This window comes from Aminobacter carboxidus, assembly GCF_014863355.1.
Classification (GTDB): Bacteria; Pseudomonadota; Alphaproteobacteria; order Rhizobiales; family Rhizobiaceae; genus Aminobacter; species Aminobacter carboxidus.
In genome coordinates this window covers 81,877-100,852 of record NZ_JACZEP010000010.1, presented here as the reverse complement: position 1 = coordinate 100,852, position 18,976 = coordinate 81,877, and the positions used below count along the sequence as shown (strand labels likewise).

Annotated in this window: 18 protein-coding genes and 2 pseudogenes; 10 read left to right on the top strand and 10 right to left on the bottom strand. The window is 59.4% G+C overall.

The genetic code is table 11. The features are described from left to right. Positions 1-216: 216 nt before the first annotated feature. Positions 217-636: pseudogene (locus IHE39_RS24235) on the bottom strand (LysR substrate-binding domain-containing protein); the annotation flags it as partial. A 287-nt stretch (positions 637-923) separates the two neighbouring features. Continuing rightward, positions 924-1,220: a sunset domain-containing protein gene (locus IHE39_RS30765; RefSeq protein ID WP_246485612.1), complete on the bottom strand. Its 297-nt coding sequence runs from the start codon at positions 1,218-1,220 to the stop codon at positions 924-926. Positions 1,221-1,719: 499 nt separating this feature from the next. Here IHE39_RS30765 and IHE39_RS24230 point away from each other — a divergent pair, with 499 nt between their 5' ends. Together IHE39_RS24230 and IHE39_RS24225 are read left to right on the top strand one after the other, a co-directional pair. Then, positions 1,720-2,502 carry a hypothetical protein gene (locus IHE39_RS24230; RefSeq protein WP_192568251.1) on the top strand — a complete coding sequence of 261 codons (783 nt, stop codon included), beginning with the start codon at positions 1,720-1,722 and terminating at the stop codon, positions 2,500-2,502. Between the two features lie 159 nt (positions 2,503-2,661). Next, positions 2,662-2,871 (top strand): annotated as a pseudogene (locus tag IHE39_RS24225) (homoserine O-acetyltransferase/O-succinyltransferase family protein); the annotation flags it as partial. Between the two features lie 183 nt (positions 2,872-3,054). Here the strand turns inward: IHE39_RS24225 and IHE39_RS24220 are convergent. Next, a complete protein-coding gene (locus tag IHE39_RS24220; protein WP_246471456.1) occupies positions 3,055-4,002 on the bottom strand; it encodes an AraC-like ligand-binding domain-containing protein in 948 nt (315 codons plus the stop codon). A gap of 183 nt (positions 4,003-4,185) precedes the next feature. Here IHE39_RS24220 and IHE39_RS24215 point away from each other — a divergent pair, with 183 nt between their 5' ends. The 6 genes from IHE39_RS24215 to IHE39_RS24190 all read left to right on the top strand — a co-directional run bounded on the left by IHE39_RS24215 (position 4,186) and on the right by IHE39_RS24190 (position 10,275). After that, a complete protein-coding gene (locus IHE39_RS24215) occupies positions 4,186-5,313 on the top strand; it encodes a sugar ABC transporter substrate-binding protein (RefSeq protein WP_192568250.1) in 1,128 nt (375 codons plus the stop codon). A gap of 83 nt (positions 5,314-5,396) precedes the next feature. Continuing rightward, a complete protein-coding gene (locus IHE39_RS24210) occupies positions 5,397-6,911 on the top strand; it encodes a sugar ABC transporter ATP-binding protein (protein ID WP_192568249.1) in 1,515 nt (504 codons plus the stop codon). Further along, positions 6,908-7,906 carry an ABC transporter permease gene (locus tag IHE39_RS24205; RefSeq protein WP_192568248.1) on the top strand — a complete coding sequence of 333 codons (999 nt, stop codon included), beginning with the start codon at positions 6,908-6,910 and terminating at the stop codon, positions 7,904-7,906. The genes IHE39_RS24210 and IHE39_RS24205 overlap by 4 nt, the downstream gene beginning before the upstream one ends. A gap of 65 nt (positions 7,907-7,971) precedes the next feature. Continuing rightward, positions 7,972-8,736 carry an alpha/beta fold hydrolase gene (locus IHE39_RS24200; RefSeq protein WP_192568247.1) on the top strand — a complete coding sequence of 255 codons (765 nt, stop codon included), beginning with the start codon at positions 7,972-7,974 and terminating at the stop codon, positions 8,734-8,736. Between the two features lie 40 nt (positions 8,737-8,776). Continuing rightward, positions 8,777-9,928 carry an amidohydrolase family protein gene (locus IHE39_RS24195; protein WP_192568246.1) on the top strand — a complete coding sequence of 384 codons (1,152 nt, stop codon included), beginning with the start codon at positions 8,777-8,779 and terminating at the stop codon, positions 9,926-9,928. Continuing rightward, positions 9,925-10,275: a metal-sulfur cluster assembly factor gene (locus tag IHE39_RS24190; protein WP_184773926.1), complete on the top strand. Its 351-nt coding sequence runs from the start codon at positions 9,925-9,927 to the stop codon at positions 10,273-10,275. The genes IHE39_RS24195 and IHE39_RS24190 overlap by 4 nt, the downstream gene beginning before the upstream one ends. 104 nt (positions 10,276-10,379) lie before the next feature. Here the strand turns inward: IHE39_RS24190 and IHE39_RS24185 are convergent, their stop codons facing one another. The 7 genes from IHE39_RS24185 to IHE39_RS24155 form a co-directional block, all read right to left on the bottom strand. Beyond that, positions 10,380-11,513, bottom strand: a complete 1,134-nt coding sequence (locus IHE39_RS24185; RefSeq protein WP_192568245.1) for an aminomethyl transferase family protein — start codon at positions 11,511-11,513, stop codon at positions 10,380-10,382. 204 nt (positions 11,514-11,717) lie between these two features. Beyond that, positions 11,718-12,335: a HupE/UreJ family protein gene (locus IHE39_RS24180; RefSeq protein WP_192568244.1), complete on the bottom strand. Its 618-nt coding sequence runs from the start codon at positions 12,333-12,335 to the stop codon at positions 11,718-11,720. Between the two features lie 50 nt (positions 12,336-12,385). Further along, complete coding sequence (locus tag IHE39_RS24175; protein WP_192568243.1) at positions 12,386-13,432, bottom strand: arginase family protein; 1,047 nt, start codon at positions 13,430-13,432, stop codon at positions 12,386-12,388. A 25-nt stretch (positions 13,433-13,457) separates the two neighbouring features. Then, positions 13,458-14,531: an agmatinase family protein gene (locus IHE39_RS24170; protein WP_192568242.1), complete on the bottom strand. Its 1,074-nt coding sequence runs from the start codon at positions 14,529-14,531 to the stop codon at positions 13,458-13,460. A gap of 21 nt (positions 14,532-14,552) precedes the next feature. Further along, on the bottom strand, positions 14,553-14,942 hold the full coding sequence (gene hypA / locus IHE39_RS24165; protein ID WP_192568241.1) for a hydrogenase maturation nickel metallochaperone HypA: 390 nt from the start codon (positions 14,940-14,942) through the stop codon (positions 14,553-14,555). Positions 14,943-14,952: 10 nt separating this feature from the next. After that, entirely contained in the window at positions 14,953-15,921 is a 969-nt protein-coding gene (gene hypB, locus IHE39_RS24160) for a hydrogenase nickel incorporation protein HypB (RefSeq protein ID WP_192568240.1), read from the bottom strand. A 2-nt stretch (positions 15,922-15,923) separates the two neighbouring features. Further along, positions 15,924-16,628 carry a TetR/AcrR family transcriptional regulator gene (locus tag IHE39_RS24155; RefSeq protein WP_192568239.1) on the bottom strand — a complete coding sequence of 235 codons (705 nt, stop codon included), beginning with the start codon at positions 16,626-16,628 and terminating at the stop codon, positions 15,924-15,926. A 730-nt stretch (positions 16,629-17,358) separates the two neighbouring features. Between IHE39_RS24155 and IHE39_RS24150 the strand changes: the two genes are divergently transcribed. Together IHE39_RS24150 and IHE39_RS24145 are read left to right on the top strand one after the other, a co-directional pair. Next, the gene (locus tag IHE39_RS24150; RefSeq protein WP_192568238.1) at positions 17,359-17,550 is read left to right on the top strand and encodes a hypothetical protein; all 192 of its coding nucleotides are present in this window, start codon (positions 17,359-17,361) and stop codon (positions 17,548-17,550) included. After that, positions 17,550-18,962 (top strand): purine-cytosine permease family protein, encoded by a 1,413-nt coding sequence (locus tag IHE39_RS24145; protein ID WP_192568237.1) that lies wholly within the window; start codon positions 17,550-17,552, stop codon positions 18,960-18,962. Before IHE39_RS24150 ends, IHE39_RS24145 begins: the two co-directional genes overlap by 1 nt. Positions 18,963-18,976: the final 14 nt, after the last annotated feature.

The following is an 18,976-nucleotide window of genomic DNA, read 5'->3' as shown; positions in this document are numbered from 1 at the left end:
GAAAAGGCGGTTCCAGAATGACCGCTTGTTGGCCAGCTCATCCCGTAACCGGACGGTCAGGAACCGGCCCCGATGCAGCCGGAAATTTGACTGAGACGGTCCGCTCTTAGACTGGCTCTCGAATGAGCGGTCGCTTGAATCCTACGGCAGTTCGACAGCAACGCGATCCAATCGCGGTCTTGGCGGAAAATCCGACCCGCCAAAGTCAGGAATCCGCTACTTCTGCCTCAGAGCATCAACGACAATCCGGAATGCCGGCAGGTTCTGGTGACGGCTTGGGTAATAGAGGAAATAGCCGTCGAAGAAGGGCGACCAGTCATCGAGCAGAAGCACTAGTTCGCCCGATGCTACCAGCTGATCGGCCAGGCTGTTCGGCACGAAGGCGATGCCCAGCCCGTTCAACACCGCATCCATCATTGGCTCCGATTTGTTGAAGGTCAGCTGGCCATTCACGCGCACACGCAGTTCCTGGCCGTCCTTCTCGAACTCCCACGCATAGAGCCCGCCACGCGTCTCGTGGCGCATGTTGATGCAGTTGTGTCCAATCAGCTCCTGCGGGTGCTGCGGCGCGCCGTGCGCGGCGACATAGCCTGGCGCGGCGACGGCCACCATTCGCCAATCCGGCCCAATGCGGACGGTACCTCACGGCGCGCTACGGCAGCATCGGCGAAGGCAAGGCCATGCTTGGCGATCTCAACTTCATCAAGGACGCGTATAAGACGATGCAGGCGCGGCTGTACGCTAGGTAGCCGAACGTCTTCTATCCGCGTTGCTAGCGCAGGAGCCGACAGTCCGGTTTCGGCCCCAGAACAGATATTTTCGGTGACGTACGCCAATCACTGGCGGCCAGCCGATGCCAAGCCCCGGCATCTCCCTAGACTTCTAGTTCGAAGGGCATCCGTTAAGCGGGCGGGGTGATTTGTTCAGGACTTGGACTTTCGCCAACCTGCCGAGCGGGCTTCGCTTTCCGAGCAGAACCATCTCTCACCGAACTCAGGCCGGATGATTGTCTCGTCGTAATATTCTTGGCCGGGCACGTGAAATATACGCTCACCAGTGTCTATGCTTACGTTTCCATTGATATCGCAGTTGCGGGATAACCTAGTTGGCGCCGTCGCGAAGCTCGGAATGGAGATTTCGTCAATGAAGTATCCGACGCCGGCCGAGCCCAGGAGCGCCAAAGTGAACGGTACGCTGATCTGATGTCGTGAGCGTCTCATGGGCGCACCGTAGCGCGGCCTTGCTGACATATCGGCAAATACGGGTCGAGCAATTTTAACGATGGTGTAAGCTAGGGTGGGACGGCATGGTAGCCCGCTGCTCGATCCGTCCCATGCGGCCTTTCGCATATATCCGAAACCGCTGCCCGACAAGGCGGCATTACCCCAAAAGGGTGGGCATCCCGGTTCTCACCAAACGGCGTTTTCGAGCCTCCGTTTACAGTGCCGGAAGAAGCCTGCAATCGACGTGGAAGTGGCCAGCTGCCCATGGCCGAAAGGCTCTTGCCCAAGCTCATGGTGAGCCTGCCTGGCGGGGCTGTCAACGCTGCGATGAGAGTGGGTCAGCGGGCCTGAGCTATACGCGATTTCCGAATCGGCCATGGACGTTTCTGAATAAATTTCAGAATATCTGGATTATATGGAAGAAACTGGAATTTCTATTTTGTCTGACCAGCAGATCAGGTCGCGATCGACGCGACAGTACTCGTCAAGAATCGGCGTGATCAAGGCAATGCGGTTCGGCCTATTCGCGGTAATCAGCCTCGTTGTCCCGAACTTGGGATTTGCTGCTGACAGTGCCGATTGCTCCATTTTCGAGGATGCAGGATCGCCGATAGAAGTAATCATAGAGGATGAGGGTCCAAGGACTTCGCCCCCAGCATCGTCGGATCCCGCCTATAGCGTTCGACTTGTTTACCCCGGCGACTACCGCACCTTCCCAAGATCCGAAGGTGCTGGGAAAGCGGTCTTGTACCAAGATGGTGAGAACTTTTTGATGCGCTTGGATGGTGGGCCGCTGCCACTGTCCATGAGGCACACTTTGTCAGGCAAGCCAATCAAGCCACGTGACCTTCCCCCAACGGTCCGCTTTTTGCTTCATGACAGGTATAGCCTGGAAAAGCTGCTTGCAATCAGGGTGCGCATTGTCACAGGCCAAGTTTGGTCGTTCGAGATGGTCCCCATCACTACACAAGCTACCGCAATAGACGGGCTTGTTGAGATAACGAACAAGAAGATTTCTACATACGATAATAAGTATCTATTCTTTTCGGAATCTAATGGAAAGGTTACCGACATAATTGAGTGTCGAAAGCCAGATCCTGGCATATCTCCCCAATGCGAGCATTCTTTTGACCACAGAAATTTGGACGTAGACGTGTCCTATGACGCCGGTCTTGCGGGACGTTGGCGCGACATAAAAAATATGGTTCTGAAATTTACATCCTGTGCTTACGCGGAAGACATTCTTGAAAAAAAGGAAGGAAGTACAAGGTGGGACTGAGTTCAAATTAGCTGGGCTGACGAATGGCGGCTTACCACGAAATTCGTCTAAAAACCTGACTGTCCGTTGTCGGCCCCGACCAAGCCGGACGGCATCGTGCGCCAAATGGCAGTTTTTAGGAGTTCGCATTCTGGCCGGGAACGGCCGGAACGAGGTCGGGTCAGGCATCGCAAGTTCGACGGCTTCATCATCACCGGCGCGCCGATCGAGCTGCTGCCCTTCGAAGAGGTCACCTATTGGGACGAACTCAAGCAGATCATGGACTGGACGACGACCAACGTGCACTCGCCATTCTTCATCTGCTGGCGCGCGATGGCAGCGGCGTGGCATTTCCACCGCGTGCCCAAGCACACGCTGGTGGTGAAAGCCTGACGCCTGGTAGCCGACGCTTAGGGCAGGTCAGGAGTGGGTAGCGGCTGTCGGCTTTTGGAAGAGTCTCCAGGAAAAGCAGACATTGTGGGTTAGCGAATTAGGGGCCGAAATCGGACCGCGGTTTCTGGAGATTGTATTCAAGAAAGCAGAACAAGCGCGAGTTTCTGGCCGAACAAGCAGCTAAAGCGCCTTCATTCGCACCTGACGCGGACTCTTCCCATATTTGCGGGTAAAGCGATGACTGAAGTAGCCGGGATCGTTGAAACCGTTCGCGAATGCTATGTCCTGTATCGTCTGGCTGCGCTGATTTAGGCGTTGGAGCGCGCGGTAGCAGCGATCGAGACGCTCGTTTTCGATCCATTTATGAAGTGACGTTCCTGTGGCGCTGAAAAGCTTGTGCAGGTAGCGAACAGAAATACCCGCCTTTGCCGCAACCAAAGAAACCGAAAGCTCCGGATCCGAGAGGTTGACCAGCACGATGCTGCGAATGCGGCGGATGAGATGATCGTGGGATTGCGTGAGGTCATTGCCGCGCGATGAACCGTCATTGGGCTCGGAATCGGCTATGAGGTCGAGAATGGCGGCGGCCAGCGAGTATCCGGCCTGCGGGCCGACACCTGCGGGATCGGCAGCGAGCGAGCCAAGTATCTGGGAGGCTAGGCCGCTGGCACCGCTTTGCCCACGGAATACATGTCCGCACAGCCTGTCGGTACTCAGCCCCCGGTGGACGAACTCGTTGCGCGGAAACCGGACGACGATCCGCCGAACTGGACCGTCGAACTCGACAGAATAGGGCAGAGTGGCGTCAACGATGGTGAAGTCCCCGGGCGTCAGCCGGACATCGCGGCCTATGTGGCGGGTTACACCGCTCCCGTCTATCTGCAATGCCAGCAGATAATCCTTGCCATTGTCCCGCCCGATATTGGCAAGGCTTCGTTCGATCACGACGGATTCGCAGTCGACGAACGAACAGTCGAGGAAACCAACCCGGCTCTTTCGAATCTTGGCGTGGTAGGCGTCGGTTTCGGACCGATGCGCCGACAAATCAGCGATCTGGCAGATTGCCTGCTGGAAGCTCGTAAATCGGGCGGTCGGATCGACCGCATCGGTGGATAAGACAGTAATCATCGGCACCAACAACCCTGGATACGTTACCGCAGCGATTGGTCTCTCACAAGCCCGCAACGCTACCCATGGGAGTGCACAAACGCAGCATTTGTCGTGCACGATTGCACCACGACATTTGTCCGCGCCGACGCTTTACTAAGGCCAAGCAGTGGTGATCACAACCACGCATTGGGGAACAACGGGATGAACGGTACTTCACGGAAAATGACAGGAGTCGCGCTGATTGCGTTCGCATTGGCCGCGACCACCGCCTTGCCGGCCTCGGCCGTAGATCAGGGCGCCATCGATTTCGCCAGGAAGGTGGTCGATCAGGCCACCAACACGGTGATGTCGCGCGACCCGCTCGGTGCGGGCTCGTCGCGCTGGACCGGCGCCGAGACTTCACCGAAACCCGTGAAGGACGCGACGATCGCGGTTGTTCCATGTCCTCTCGCACTCTCGGTCTGCCAGACCGCTCTTGCCGACGCCACAGCCGCCGCCGAAGCCATAGGGTGGAAAGTCATACCAATAGATTCGAAAGGCGATCCCGCCGTCGCTCAAAAAGCCGTCGAGGCGGCAATCAACCGCGATGTGAGTTGCGTGCTTACCATCGGCTCACCTTCGCGAGATATCCGCGCCCAGATCCAGCGCGGGAAGGAAAAGGGGATTGCCTTCGTGACGGGCTTCGCCGACGACCCGAGGGAGTTTGGCGGCGACATCGGCTTCGGCATCGATCAGACCGCAGCGGGCAAGCTTCTTGCGGCTTATGTGGTTGCCAATGGTGGCGGCAACGTCGTCATGTTTACCGCCTCCGCCTTTCCGCAACTCGGGCAGCGTCTCCAGGGGTTCAAGGATTATCTCGCAGAACATGGCGGCGACGTCGCCAAGGTCGTGGAAGACGTGGAGTTCAATGTAGGCGCGGGCGCTTCCGACCTGATCACCAAGACACAGGCGCTGCTGACTAAGCATCCAAAGGATAGCATCCAGTGGGTGCTGGGACCGTATGACGAAGCGCTCGTTCCGGTGCTCGCAACCGCGCGGCAACGTGACCGGACCGAGATCAAGGCGTTGGGCTTCGACGGCGAACCTGTCGCGCTGGACTCGATCGTTTCCGGCGGCGGTCAGGTCGCGACGATCAGCTGGGGCCTGGAATGGGTGGCCTGGGCCGGTATCGACGAATGCAATCGCGCCATCAACAAGGCCGAGGTCGGCGTGAACAAGGACTTCCCGCTTCAACTGACCATCCAGTCGAATGCCGCGCCGGGCAAGCGCTACGATCCGGGCTTCGATTTCAAGGCGAAGTTCCGTGAGAGCTGGGCGGCGGCTGAGTAGCCTGCGGAACAGACGCGTCAGGGCCGTCGCGGCGGACATGCAGTCCGCCGCCGGCTTCATTCGCTCGCGGAGCAAGCATCGATATGTCCCTTCTCCAGTTCTCCAATATCTCGAAGACCTTCGGTGAGACCCGTGCACTGAAGGGAGTGGATTTCGATGTGCGCGAGGGCGAAATCCACGCGCTGGTCGGTGAGAATGGCGCGGGGAAATCGACTCTCATCCGCATACTCGCGGGAGATTTCCTACCTGATACGGGTTCCATGATGCTGGCCGGAAGTCCGCTGCGGCTCCTGCATCCCAGCGATGCGCTGGCTGCAGGGATCGGCTTTGTCCATCAGAGGCCGCCCTTCATTGCCGATCTTTCAATTACCGAGAACTTTCTCCTCGGCCTTCCATATCAACATCGTCGGGCCGGCCTGATCGACTGGAAAGCCCAGCATCGCGAGTGTGAGGCAAGCCTGGCGTCGCTGGGACTGTCCGTCGATCCGCGGACGCCTCTCGCCTCGCTGAGCGCGCATCAACGCCAGATGGTGGCATTGGCAAGGGCGTTGCTCCGCAAGCCCAGACTCCTGGTGCTCGACGAGATCACGGCGTCCCTGTCCGAACCGGAGGTCCGCACCCTCCTCGACACCATCCACAAACTGAGGCAGCGGGGCGTCAGCGTCATCTATGTCAGCCATCGCCTTGAAGAGGTCTTCCGGATCGCCGATCGCGTGACCGTGTTGCGCGACGGTCGGCGCATATCGACCACGCGGCTGGACGAGATGACCGAGGCCGGACTGGTGCGCGACATCGTCGGCTCCGACATGCAGGACCTGTTTGCGCGCGAAGACGGACCGGTCGGCCAGAAACGGGAAACGCTGGTTTCAGTTCAGGGGCTCAGCGACAACAGACTTACCGACATAAGCTTCGACATTGCCAAGGGCGAGATCGTCGGGATAGCCGGCCTTGGAGGCTCGGGCCGGTCGCGCATACTGCGGATGATTGCGGGCGCATCGCCGCGAACTGCCGGCGATGTCCTTGTTGAAGGCAGGCCTGCCGCAATCGGCTCGGTGCGGCAGGCGTTGCAGGAGGGCATCGCCCTCGTGACGGAAGAGCGCAGCCATGACGGTTTCGTCGAAACGCTGCCTATCTGGCAGAACGTATCGCTGCCTTGGGGAAGCCGTTTTAAAACAAGGGGCTTTTTGAACCTTCGCGTCGAGCAGCGCAAAACCGAGGAAGCGACGCGACGGTTCTCCGTACGGATGCCCTCGATGAACGCCTCGATGCTGGCGCTATCCGGGGGAAACCAACAAAAGGTGATCTTCTCGCGCTGGGTGCTGGGTCCGGTTCGCCTGCTCCTGCTCGACGAGCCGACGCATGGCGTCGATATCGGCTCGAAGACCCAGATCTATGGCGCCATTCGCGAGCTTGCCCATGAAGGGCGCGGCATTCTGGTGGTGTCTTCCGAACTGGAGGAACTGCAAGCCCTGTGCGATCGAGTCCTTCTGCTGAAGGACGGGACGATCATCGACGAACTCAGGGGCGCCGATATTTCCAAGGATGCGATGCTGCATCGCCTCCTGTCTTCCTCTGACAGCACAAAGGTCGCCGTATGACGATTCCCGAAATCACCGACACACCGCCCAAAACATCGGCGCGCTCGTCATGGATTGGCAGTTTTGACACCGCATCCGCGGCACCCGTAATTTTCCTCGTGCTGCTGATCGTCGGCTTTTCGATCGCCGAACCTGCCTATTTTCCCACGCGCGAAAATTTCGTGACGATCCTCAACGACGGAGCGCTGCTCGCCCTGCTTGCGTGCGGCCTGACGTTGGTCCTGATCGTCGGCGAATTCGATCTTTCCATCGCTGCGACCGCATCCTTGGCGGGCGCGCTTGCAACTGTCCTGATTACGCAGCTCGGATGGCCGGTCCCGACAGCGTTCCTTGTGGTTCTCGCCAGCGCGCTGATCATTGGAGCCTTCAACGGCATCCTCGTAACGGTGCTCGAAATCCCGGCCCTGGTTGCGACAATCGGCACGGCAAGCCTGCTTGACGGCGCGACCCTCTGGGTGACCGGTAATTCGGTTATTTTCATGGGCTTCACCGACGCATTCATATGGTACGGTTCCTGGCGCATCGCCGGGTTGCAGGCGCCCTTCTTCTATCTCCTGGCTTTGGCGATACTGATCGCCATAGCGCTGCGCTATACGGTGACAGGGCGTCATCTATACGCGACAGGCGGCAATCGGGCGGCCAGCCGTATGGCCGGAATTCGGGTCAACCGAAACGTACTTCTCGCCTTCGTTGCCTGCGCCGTCCTGGCGAGCATCACCGGCTTCATGTACACCGCCAGGCAGGGTTCGCTTACCCCTTTGTTCGGCACGTCGATGATGCTCCCGGCCTATGCCGCGGCATTCCTTGGATACGTGACCCTTGCCAACCGGCGCTTCCACATCCTCGGCACGGTAATCGGCGTTTATATCATCGGGACCGGAACGCTCGGCCTGCTTCTGATCGGCGCTCCGGCCTATTCGCAGCAACTGTTCGCGGGAGCCGTGCTTATCGCTGCGACCGGTGGCTCACGCGTCCGCCACCTGCTGCGCAAGTGAAGTCTGTCATGCCTGGTCTCGCTACAATCGAAACGAGTTTCGTCGGGTCATCGCCCCGGATAGCGGTGGAGAGCGTCGGCAAGGGAGAGCTTGTCGTCTTCATGCACGGCATCGGCGGCAACCGGCGGAACTGGCGTGACAATCTGCCGGTTTTCGGAGAGCATTTCCGCGCCGTCGCCTGGGACGCCAGGGGTTATGGCGACAGCGACGACTACGAAGCGGCGTTGCGGTTCAGGGATTTTGCCGACGACCTGGCCAGAGTCCTCGATCATTTTGGCGAGGAGCGCGCGCATATCATCGGGCTGTCGATGGGGGGGCGCATCGCTATGGATTTCGCTCATGCCTACCCTCACAGGCTTAGTACGATTACCTTGTGCGCGACCAACACTGGTTTTTCCCGCTTCACGCCGCAGGCCCGAGCGGAGTTCATCCGGTCCCGCAAAGAACCGCTGATGAGTGGCAAGGAACCAGCTGACATCGCCGAACCCGTAGCGCGATCGCTGATGGGCCCGAAGGCGTCCGAGGCGGCGTTGGCGCAACTCGTAGACAGCATGTCGAGACTGCACAAGCACAGCTACATCAAGAGCATCGAGGCGCTGGTGAATCTCGACACTCATGCGGGCCTCGACCACATGAGCGTGCCCGTCCATGTGATGTGCGGGGCGGACGATCCGCTCACCCCGCTCTCCATGTCCAAGGAGATCGCGCAGCTCATTGCGCATGCGACGCTGACCGTGGTGCCGGATGCCGGCCATCTTCTCAACATCGAGAATCCGGCAGCTTTCAACAATGCCGCGCTGAACTTCCTGCTTCGCCACAAGCAGACATAAAGGTCGGCCAGATCCACGCCAGAGAGCCAGGGGAAAAACGATGCCAGAACAAACAGCGAAATTCGGCGGGAAGACCGGAATCGACCCGAAGATCGCCGCCCGGATATCCGACGGAAAAGCCTGGGAACCGCTTCCCGACGACATCTTCGTCATAGATGGGGTAGCGCATACCTACAATCATGCGCCCGACAACCTGATACCCGGCTCATATGCCCCCATGATGACGCAGATGTTGTGGGGGATCCACGAGTTCTACACGCCGCGCGACACGCCCAAATGGCTTGTCCCGCAACAGCATCGGATCATGCAGGATGCCGATCTGATCGGCCATTCGCTCTTCGGCGAGAGCCAGGTCGATGCCTGCGTCTATCACCACCTGCCGATCTTCAACCTGTTCAAGGATGGCGGCGGTCCGCTCTATGTCGGCAAGGAGATGCGCGAGCGGTGGCCCGGACGCGTCGTCATCTATGGCGGTATCAGCCCCTATCACGACAACGTGCTGGATGAGATCGACCGCTTCCTGGACGAGGACAAAGTGTCGGGCTTCAAGTTCTACCCGCTTGATCTCGTGGGCGGCACGGTGCGCGGCACCAGGATGGACGACGAGAAACTGATGTTTCCGCTTTACGAGCGGATGCTCAAGCGCGGCATCAAGACCGTTGCCATGCACAAGGCAATCCCGTTCGGTAACGTCGGCCACGAGTATTTCATGGTCGACGATGTCAACGATGCCGCGACCAGTTTCCCGGAGATGAACTTCGAAATCTTCCACGGTGGCTTTGCCTTCCTCGAAGATACCGTGCTGAAGGCGACCTACAATTCCAACGTGACGATCAACCTTGAGGGCACAAGCGCCCTGATCTTCTACGCCCCGGAACGGCTGGCCCACATACTGGGGTCTCTGGTTCAGGCGGGCGCTGCGGATCGCATCGTTTGGGGAACCGGCGTGCCGGTCATCCATCCCCAGCCGTTCTTGGAGGCTTTCTGGAATTTCCAGATCCCGCTCAGCATGCAGGAAGGTTATGCCTATCCAGCGCTGACTCCCGAGATCAAGCGCATGATGCTTGGAGGGACACAGGCGCGTATCCTCAACCTCGACGTGGAAAATCTAAAGCGGGTTGCCGCAACCGACGAGTTTGCGAAACGCGACCGGCTCGCCGAACCGTGGACAAGCGGCAGGGGGACGAAATGATGGATATGCGTAGCGCGGTCGAGGACGCCCTGGATCAGATCATCGATCCCTGCAGCGCCGGCATCGGCAAGCCGGTCGGGCTTGTCAGGATGGGGCTGATCAAGGAACTCGATCTTGCGATGGAGGGCGACGCTGTAGCAGTAAGATTGCAGCTGCGCGTGACGTCGCCCTGCTGCATGATGGGCCCCAGCTTCACGGCGCAAGCCAAGGACAGGCTCATGAGCCTGCCCGGCATCTGTTCGGTCGAGGTGACCATCTCCCCGGAGATCGACTGGACCCCGGGCCACATGGCCCCGTCCTATCGCGCGACCCTCAGCGGTCCGCGGATTGGCTACCCGGAGGCATAGCAAGGTGCACTTCGAGGTCGACGTGCCTGTTTCGCTATCAGACCACGCCACGATCAACCCGGTGATCGTGTCAGCGCAGCGATCACAGCATCATGTATGGCGCATCAGCCCTTTGCGGTGCGCTTTTTCTTTTCCGGGTCGTCGAAGGTCAGCGTGTGGGCGATGGCACTGGCCTTGAGCGACTTGCCGCGCACCTCGAGCTTCACGCCTTGCCTGGCGTAGGGCACGTCGAGTCGGGCTATCGCCATCGAACGCTTGGTCAGCTTCGAATAGGACGGGCAGGTGATGACGCCGACCTTCTTTCCATCGGCCCAGACCTCGTCGCCGAGATCGGCCATCTTGTCGCCTTCGATCAGCATGCCGAAGATCTTGAAGCGCTCGTTGTCCTTCTGGCGGTAATGTTCCTCGGCACCGCGGAAGCCGGTCTTGCCAGGCGAAACTGTGAAGTCGAGGCCGAGTTCCCACAGGCTGTCGCCGGCCGGCTGACCGGGAAGCGGGTACATCTGCGAGTTGTCATAGGGGAAAAACAGCAGGTAGCTCTCGACGCGCAGCAGGTCGAGCGTGCTGAAGCAGCACGGAATGATGCCCATCTCCTTGCCCTCGGACAAGATGGTGTCCCAGACAAGGCGTGCATCCTGGCCGCGTACGAAGATTTCGTAGCCGCGTTCGCCAGTGTAGCCGGTCCGCGAAATCGTCACTGGAGCACCAAACAGCGTGGTGTGTATGTGGTTGAAATAGTTGAGGTCGCGAATGCCCGGCACGTGCTTGGCAAGGAAATCGACCGCCACCGGCCCTTGCAGCGAAAGATCGTGCAGATCGTCGTCGAACAGCACGGCGCAGTTGCGGCCTGCCGCCTGCTTGATGATCTCTTCATGCGCGGTGCCGGTGCCGGAGACCAGCATCCATGAGTTGGGGCCGTTGCGATAGATCACGCAATCGTCGATCAGATGGCCGCGCTCGTTGAGCATCGCGGCATAGACCGAACGACCCGGCTGGATCTTTGCGACGCTGCGCGTCGTGACGTATTCAAGAACCGCGATCGCATGCGGGCCAATCAAGTGCATCTTGCGCAAGCCCGACACGTCCATCAGGCCGGCCTTGGTACGGATCGCAACATGTTGGTCGAACGGGTCGGCATCGTAGGTCCACGCGGTGCCCATGCCGCTCCAATCCTCGAGATTGGAACCCAGCGCGCGATGGCGGTCGCCGAGGGCTGTAAAGCGCCAGCTCAAAGTCATTGTATCCTCCGGTAATTTTGCCAAACAGATTTCGTGCCGGCGCGGCAGACATGCGCCAGAACTTTCGTCCGTCGCTCCCCATGAGTATGGCCAGCGACAGAATTTCAGGGTTTTTTGTGGAGGCGATGGGCCTGAGCGCCCTCCAACGCTCAGGCCAGGCGGAGCGCGGCCGCGCCGGCTCCGCCGATCACCTGTTTCGACCGATCAGCCAGCCAAGCCGGCGGCCAGGGCAACGCCCGCTGCGGCGATGCCGCCACCGCCCACCTTGAGCGCGGAGCGCCAGGACAACCGAGCAATGAAGGACGCAAGCGAGAAGCCCATCGCATGCAGAACCACGGTCGAAGCGACAAAGCCCAGCCCATAGAGGAATGCATTGCTTGCGATAGGCAGCTCCTGACCATGGGCAAAGCCATGCAGGCTGCCAAAGACAACAGTTATCGCAAAGGCCGCGGCGAACGGCACTCGGCTGCCCAGTGCAACGATTGCCCCAAGCAGGACGACCGACCCGGCAATGCCCAGCTCGACGAAGGGAAGCGAGAGACCGGTCATGCCAAACACCGCGCCAACAATCATGCCGATGACGAAGCCAAGCGGCAGCCAACGGAATACCGGCTCGTTTTCGGCGTTCTGCCCGGCCCAGATGCCGACCCCGGCCATGGCAAGGATATGGTCGAGCCCGGACAGCGGGTGAGACAGTCCCGCTCCAAGGCCGCCGGCCTCGGGCAGAAAATGCGCGTAGCTCGGCATCGTCGATGCGACATAGGCAACAGCAACCGCTGCAGCGAACCGCGTCATCTTCTTCGTGTTAGTTGTCGTGTTCACCATCAACTCCTGTGGCCGGCCGCAGCCGGCCTTATCCAAGTGGTTGTCTGTTACTCTGCGGCGACAAGATCAGTGCGGCGCAGGTTGGCGTCGATCACGTCGCCATTTTGTGCCGCCAACGACGCCATCAACCGCATGATGACGCACGCCGCGAGCCGTGCCGCCGTGCCGCTGATGTCGAAGATCGGGCAAAGCTCGGTGAGATCGATGACGCTGACACTGCCTCGCTTGGCGATCATGTCGGCGATGCGCATCATCTCCCGCGACTCGATGCCGCCTGGTTCCGTCGAGGTGACGCCGGGTGCTGCCGACGAATCCATGACGTTGAAATTGAAGCTGAGATATTGCGCGTCGGTATCGCCCCAGACCCGCTCGATCGAGCGCTCGACCAACGGGTAGATGCCCCCATCGAACAGGTCGAACATCGAGTCGAACTCGAGGCCTCTCTCCTTCGACAGGTCGATATGGTCCTTCGGGTTCATGGCGTTGCGAGCACCCAGATGCGCGACATTCTTGATGTCGAGATTGGGCAGCTCTGTGATGCGGGCCATGGCGCAAGGGGCGAGATTGCGCTCGCCGGCCCAGCTGTCGGCCATGTCGAGCTGGGCGCTGAAATGCATGTAGCCCATCTTCTTGTTTGCGCCGATATGGTCGGAAAGCGCGCGCGCCGCGGCGATCGAGATCGAGCGGTCGCCACCGCAGATGATCGGTGTCAGGCCGGACTTCAGCACTTCGCGGACCGCACGATAGATGCGCTCGTGCGCCACTTCGGGGCTGACCTTCGGCATCGAAACGTCGCCGCAATCGACAGCCGCGCCGTGCAGGTCGACATTGTATTCGAACCAGTAGGAGAAGTATTCCTGCGAGACGAGGCGGAATTCGCGCGGGCCGTCCTCCGACCCCGGCTTGCCGACATTGCCTTCGTCGAAGGGCACGCCGACGAAGGCATATTTGGCGCCGCAGGCTTTCAGCGCTTCGGCGTTCAGCGGCACGTGGGCCGAACGCAGAAATGTGATCAGGCCGGGTGCCCGGTAGTTATCGCCGGCGTCGCCGCCGAGCGGCGAGAATAGATGGGCGTAGGATTTTGCTGGGTTCATGACTGTATCTCCTCCCTGAGAATTCTTACGGTTGCTTGCCCTGCTGGCGCAGGGTCTGAGCACGTGAGCCGAGATAGTGGTAGATCATGTTGACCGTCATCTTGGCGCTGATCTGGCTCGAGTCGAAGTAGGGGCAGAGCTCGACGACATCGAGAATGTCGCAGCCGTGGCGGCCGGCGATGCGCGCGAACTGGATCGCCTCCCGCCCCTTCAGGCCGTAGCATTCCGGCGAAGTCGAGCCGGGCATGCAGCTCATGTCGATCGAGTCGGTGTCCCAGGTGAAGTAGAGCGTGTCAGCGTCCTTCTTCACCCGTTCGAAGATCTCGTTGGCGCACACTTCAAGCCCGCGCTCGATCATCTCGGGCATGGTGACGACGCGGATTTCGTTGTCGACATAGAAATCCCACCAATCCTTGGGATTGAGGCCGTTGCGCGAGCCCATATGCGCCATGTTCCTGGCATTGCAGTTGGGCAGGTCGAGTGCGCGCGGCGCGCCGGAACAGTTGGTGATCAGATTGCCTGCCCAGTCGGGTCCGGCGTCGAGATGGCTGTCGACATGCAGATACCCCATCTTGCCAGCGCCGGTGAAACGCGACAGCGCCTTGGCGCCGGGGATCGGCAGTGAGTGATCGCCGCCGAACAGGATCACCTTGGCGCCACCTTCGAGGCATTCGGTGACGTAGTCGGTGGTATATTCCTGCGACTTGACGTTGTTGCCGGGCACTGTCGGCACATCTCCGCAGTCGACGATGCGGAAATAGCTCAGCAGGTCGACGTCGTATTCGAACATATAGGGGAAGTACTGCGTCGTTGCCTCACGCAGACCTGAAGCACCCTGCGAAGCGCCGGCGCGCACGATCTGGCCTTGATCCCAAGGCACGGCCAGAAAGCAGATCTTCGCGCCCATTTCGCGGATCTTGTGGCGGTCCGGCGGACAGTAGGGGGCGCCCATGAAGGTAGCGAGACCACGGGATTTGAACGAGCCGTTATGCAGCTTCGGGGAATAGATGTGGTCGTTCTCGCCGAACTGCTCGGCAGGGCCACGATGTTGATGTGGCGTGAACTGCCACTTCGCTATGTCTGCTTTTCGATCAAGCATGCTGTTCCTCCCAACAGGTAACTACTGAAGTGTTTGCCCAAGCGGGGCCAACGCCGGAATTGGAGCTTCTTCCTCAAGCTCGATGTGAGTCAGTTCCATCTCGCGCCCCGACAGCACCTTGCGTGAAGGCCTCCCGCAGTCGGGACAGCGAAGATTGGAAAGAGAGATCGGCGAGCGCGCCTCGGCGCAGTGCTCGCAGAATATTGTCAGCGGCACCTCTTCGATGTGCAGCTTGGCGCCTTCGCAAAGCGTGCCGCGCGTCGCCGGGCCAAAGCAGAAATAGAGCGAGCGGGCGATGCCGCACATGACGCCAAGGCGCACATGCATTCCGGTGACCCGCGCGCTGCCGTTGCGCGATGCGTGATCGCTGGCGAGATCGATCATGCTTGAGGCGATAGTGAGTTCGTGCATGACGCCAATCTCACGCGTGCAATGTGTTACGGATGGATGCGACCCGTGCCTGCAGGTCTCGCGCGAGGTCCTGCAATTGCTGTTGGCGGGCGCGGACAATCCAGTCGAGCCATTCCGTCATTCCCGTGCCGTCACGCGCCGAAACGACGATGGTTTCGATCAACGGGTTGACTTCACGAGCGCGAGCGATGCAGGCCTCGATGTCGAAATCGCAGTAAGGCGCCAGATCCGATTTCGAGATGACCAAAAGGTCGGCCGCGGCGAACGCCTCCGGATATTTGACCGGTTTGTCGTCGCCTTCGGTCACCGACAAGATGACCACCTTGTGCGCTTCGCCAAGATCGAAGCCGGCTGGGCACGCCAGATTGCCGACGTTTTCGATGAACAGTACTCCGCCCTGCTGCAGCGAAAGCGATGCAAGCGCGCGCTGGATCATGTCGGCGTCGAGATGGCAGCCCTTGCCGGTGTTGATCTGCACCGCCTGGGTGTCGGTGGCGCGAATGCGGTCGGCGTCGTTGGAGGTTTCCTGATCGCCCTCGATCACCCAGGTCGGGAACGTGCCTTTCAAGCGCTGCAGCGTTTCGACCAGCAAGGTGGTCTTGCCCGCTCCGGGGCTGGCGATCAGATTGAGCCCAAGCACGGCTTGGCCACAGAGTTCGCCTCGGACGGCGTCGGCAAACATGCCGTTCTTGGCCAGAATCTCCTGCTCGATCTGCACCAGCCGCTTCTGGCTCATGCCCGGCACGTGGGTCTTGGCAGCGTCCTTGCCGAAATGCAGGTCGCTGTGGCGCGGATTTTCGACTGGGCGGTGATCATGGTCGTGATGATGATCGCCATCATGACCATGATGATGGGAATGACCGTGGTCGTGCCCATCATGATGATGGTGATGCTGGTGCTCATGGCTTCCATCGAGCTCGACATCGCCCTTGCCATCGATGCGAATGTTCTCAGGCCCGCAGCCGCATACCTGGCACATGGCTATCTCCCGTTTTTGTTTGTGGACGAGCTTTTGGCGGAGGGATCGCCGGCATAGTGCAGCAGCCCCCAAGTCACCTCCTTGAGGTAGCGCATCGCCGCAGGGATCGGCGCTCCATGTGGCATGAAGCTGCCGAAGTAGATGCCGTCGATATTGCGCGAGATGAATGCAGCCATCTCGTCGGGATCCGGGCAGGCGAACATGCCGACCTCGACGCCCTTGCGGATGCAATCGGCGAGAACCCTCTTTTCGGACTCATAGAAGTCCTCGACGAAGCTATCGATGAACCTGGGGCCGGCGTCCTTGGCACCACCGGCATTGACGAACATGATGCGCACGAGGCTGCGCAGCGTCTCCGACATCTCGACATTGAGGTCCAGATAGGCGCTAAGCAGTTCGGCTGGGCTTTCATGCCGCGCGACGACTTCGCCATAGTTGGTCATCAGGCGGTCGAGCGCGTGAAGCACGGAGGACTGGTACAGCGAGTCTTTGTTCTTGAAGTAATAATAGATAAGAGAATGAGCAACACCCAGTCTCTTGGCGATAAGTGGGATCGTGACGCTCTCGTAATCTTCCTCGGCGAAGCATTCGAGCGCTGCTTCCAGCAGAGACTCCGCCCGAACGCCAGGATTGCGGAAGAAGCGCGTCTTGGCCCGTTTGACCGATTTCACGCGATCTTCAAGATGGATGAGAGCGGCGAATTCCATTGATGACTTCCTGACTTTGAGCATTGCCTGAAAGGCTCGACGCAGCAGCGTCGTTCAGCATCTGAAAGAAGGCCAAGTTGCCGCTTCAGATGTCGAGGTTGTGGGACAGTTGTTTGCTCTTTCGACCTTGACGCTACGTAGCTTTGACATCTGTGTCAACAGTCGTTTTTAGCCGTTTCGACGCTTCCAGGCGAAAACGGACCAACTGCATTCTGTCTGCTTTCGTCCTTTCGGGATCGGCAGAACATAGGCCGAAGATTTTCAAGTTATTGAAAATTCACGATTTAATGCCAAACTCGATCAGCTCCAGGCACACTGATCTCGCCATGCCATCCCCGTTCTCAGCTGCAATTTTCGTGGCCCCGATCAGATGCGCAGCGCCATCTATGTGCGTACCTGCTAATGTTTTTACAGCCATGTCAGGAAAAATGTTTGACACCGAAATCAAACTGCCGCACCGTAATGACCTGATGGGAGACTGCCTCGAATGAGGTGACGAGAGGCGTGCCGCACATCCAAAATCTGCCGGAACATGGGGTCGTTCAGATAGGAGAACCCCGCTTGCGAGTTCCCAACGGATCAGCTGCAAACTTCGGGCGGGTCCACTCACGCCCTAACGGGCGCCTGCGATTCCGATCTGCCTGGCACATAAGACTACCCCGAGCCCAAGCGTCGAAGTCACTTCGGCGCGAAAGCATCGGTATTCATTTAATCTTTGGAGGAGGATGAAATGACTATAGCTTCAACAAGCCCCGACAATGAAATGCGTCGGGAGTTGAACCGACGACTGAGCATCATTGCCGATCCGAAATATGATGATCCTGCGCGAGCCGACATATCGGGCCGCGAGATCGGCATCTGGTTTGCGGTCACATTAGCCATCCTGACGATCACGATCGCCATGTGGATCGGAGGCAACTGATGGCCTCCCCACCCAAATTTACCGGTGCAAGTGCTGCCTTCGGCACTCTTCCCGTACTGAAGGAAGAACGCGAACTCGGCTTCCTCGACCACTCCTGGATCAATATTGGCCTCGCTATCGCTACCTGGGCATTCTTGCTCGGTGGCAGCACAGCACTGGTCGTGGGTGCCCGCGACGGCATCTACGCGATCATCATCGGCAACGTGATCGGCGTGTCGATCATGGCCGTCAGCGTTTGCATCTCAACTGGAAAGTTCGGGATCGAACAATTTACCTTGATGCGCAGCGTCTTCGGGCCGATCGGCATTCTGATCCTGGTCGGGTTTTTCCTGGCCATCTATGGTGTTGGTTGGTCCGCCATATTGTCGATCATGTTTGGGCGAGCGATCAGCGGCGTCATGAACCAGGTCGGCAGCACGCATATCGGCGAAAACGACCTCGGGGTCACGCTGTTCGCGATCCTCGCGATCGCGATCTCGTGGCTCTTGCTGTGGAAGGGCCCAACCGCCGTCAAATGGCTCAACCGCTTTGTCGGCCCCGGCAAGCTCATCTTATGCTTCGGCATCCTGTTTCTCATCTTCAGCCACAAGAGCTGGAGCGACATCGCCAACGCCGCGCCTCTTGCCCCGTTTGATGACAAGCGGATCAACTTCATGATCGCGGTCGAATTCAATCTGGCCGCCGGTTTTGGCTGGTGGCCGGTGCTGGGCAACATCTCGCGCTTCACGCGCACGCCCCGTGCAGCACTTTGGCCCAATCTGATCGGCATCTTCGCCGCTGCCGTGCTCGGCGAACTGGTTGGATTGTTTGCCGCCCTCAGCCTGGGATCGCATGACCCGACCGCCTGGATGATCCCGCTCGGTGGAGCTTTCGTTGGGGTAACGGCACTGCTGTTTGTCGGACTGGCAAACATCACCGCCATCGTCAGTATCTTCTATGGCATGTGCCTGGCGATGCGGCAGGCTGGCGGACGCTACTTCGAAGGACTGCCATGGGGATTGTTGACCGGTGCGCTGTTTGTGCCGGTGATCGTCATCGCCTTCTTCCCGGGCCAGATCTACGACAACTTCTTCAAGTTCCTGGCCTGGACAGCACTCGGATTTGCTCCGCTTTCCGGCGTAACCGCAGTGGATTATCTGATCCTGCGCCGTGGTCGAATCAAACAATGCGACGTCTTCAACGACGGGGCCGATTCAGACTACGCTTTCTGGCGCGGCATCAACCCAGCCGCGTTCCTGGCACTGGCAGGCGGTGGGCTTGTCTACTACGGCTTGTTCGATCCACAGTCACTTGCCGCGCATGGTCCGTTCATTTGGATCAGTGCATCCGTTCCCGCCTGCCTGGTGGCGGCGCTCCTACACTATGTACTGACAAAGTCAGTTGTGATGCCGGCGAAGCTCGGCGGATATTGATCTTTACATGGGAT

Bases quoted from the DNA above. Each gene is read 5' to 3' on its own strand.
- IHE39_RS24215 (WP_192568250.1), top strand. From the start codon at position 4,186: ATGAACGGTACTTCACGGAAAATGACAGGAGTCGCGCTGATTGCGTTC.
- IHE39_RS24145 (WP_192568237.1), top strand. From the start codon at position 17,550: ATGGCCTCCCCACCCAAATTTACCGGTGCAAGTGCTGCCTTCGGCACT.
- IHE39_RS24185 (WP_192568245.1), bottom strand. From the start codon at position 11,513: ATGACTTTGAGCTGGCGCTTTACAGCCCTCGGCGACCGCCATCGCGCG.
- IHE39_RS24170 (WP_192568242.1), bottom strand. From the start codon at position 14,531: ATGCTTGATCGAAAAGCAGACATAGCGAAGTGGCAGTTCACGCCACAT.
- IHE39_RS24210 (WP_192568249.1), top strand. From the start codon at position 5,397: ATGTCCCTTCTCCAGTTCTCCAATATCTCGAAGACCTTCGGTGAGACC.
- IHE39_RS24220 (WP_246471456.1), bottom strand. From the start codon at position 4,002: ATGATTACTGTCTTATCCACCGATGCGGTCGATCCGACCGCCCGATTT.
- hypA (WP_192568241.1), bottom strand. From the start codon at position 14,942: ATGCACGAACTCACTATCGCCTCAAGCATGATCGATCTCGCCAGCGAT.
- IHE39_RS24190 (WP_184773926.1), top strand. From the start codon at position 9,925: ATGATGGATATGCGTAGCGCGGTCGAGGACGCCCTGGATCAGATCATC.
- IHE39_RS24155 (WP_192568239.1), bottom strand. From the start codon at position 16,628: ATGGAATTCGCCGCTCTCATCCATCTTGAAGATCGCGTGAAATCGGTC.
- IHE39_RS24175 (WP_192568243.1), bottom strand. From the start codon at position 13,432: ATGAACCCAGCAAAATCCTACGCCCATCTATTCTCGCCGCTCGGCGGC.
- hypB (WP_192568240.1), bottom strand. From the start codon at position 15,921: ATGTGCCAGGTATGCGGCTGCGGGCCTGAGAACATTCGCATCGATGGC.
- IHE39_RS24150 (WP_192568238.1), top strand. From the start codon at position 17,359: ATGACTATAGCTTCAACAAGCCCCGACAATGAAATGCGTCGGGAGTTG.
- IHE39_RS24195 (WP_192568246.1), top strand. From the start codon at position 8,777: ATGCCAGAACAAACAGCGAAATTCGGCGGGAAGACCGGAATCGACCCG.
- IHE39_RS30765 (WP_246485612.1), bottom strand. From the start codon at position 1,220: ATGAGACGCTCACGACATCAGATCAGCGTACCGTTCACTTTGGCGCTC.
- IHE39_RS24205 (WP_192568248.1), top strand. From the start codon at position 6,908: ATGACGATTCCCGAAATCACCGACACACCGCCCAAAACATCGGCGCGC.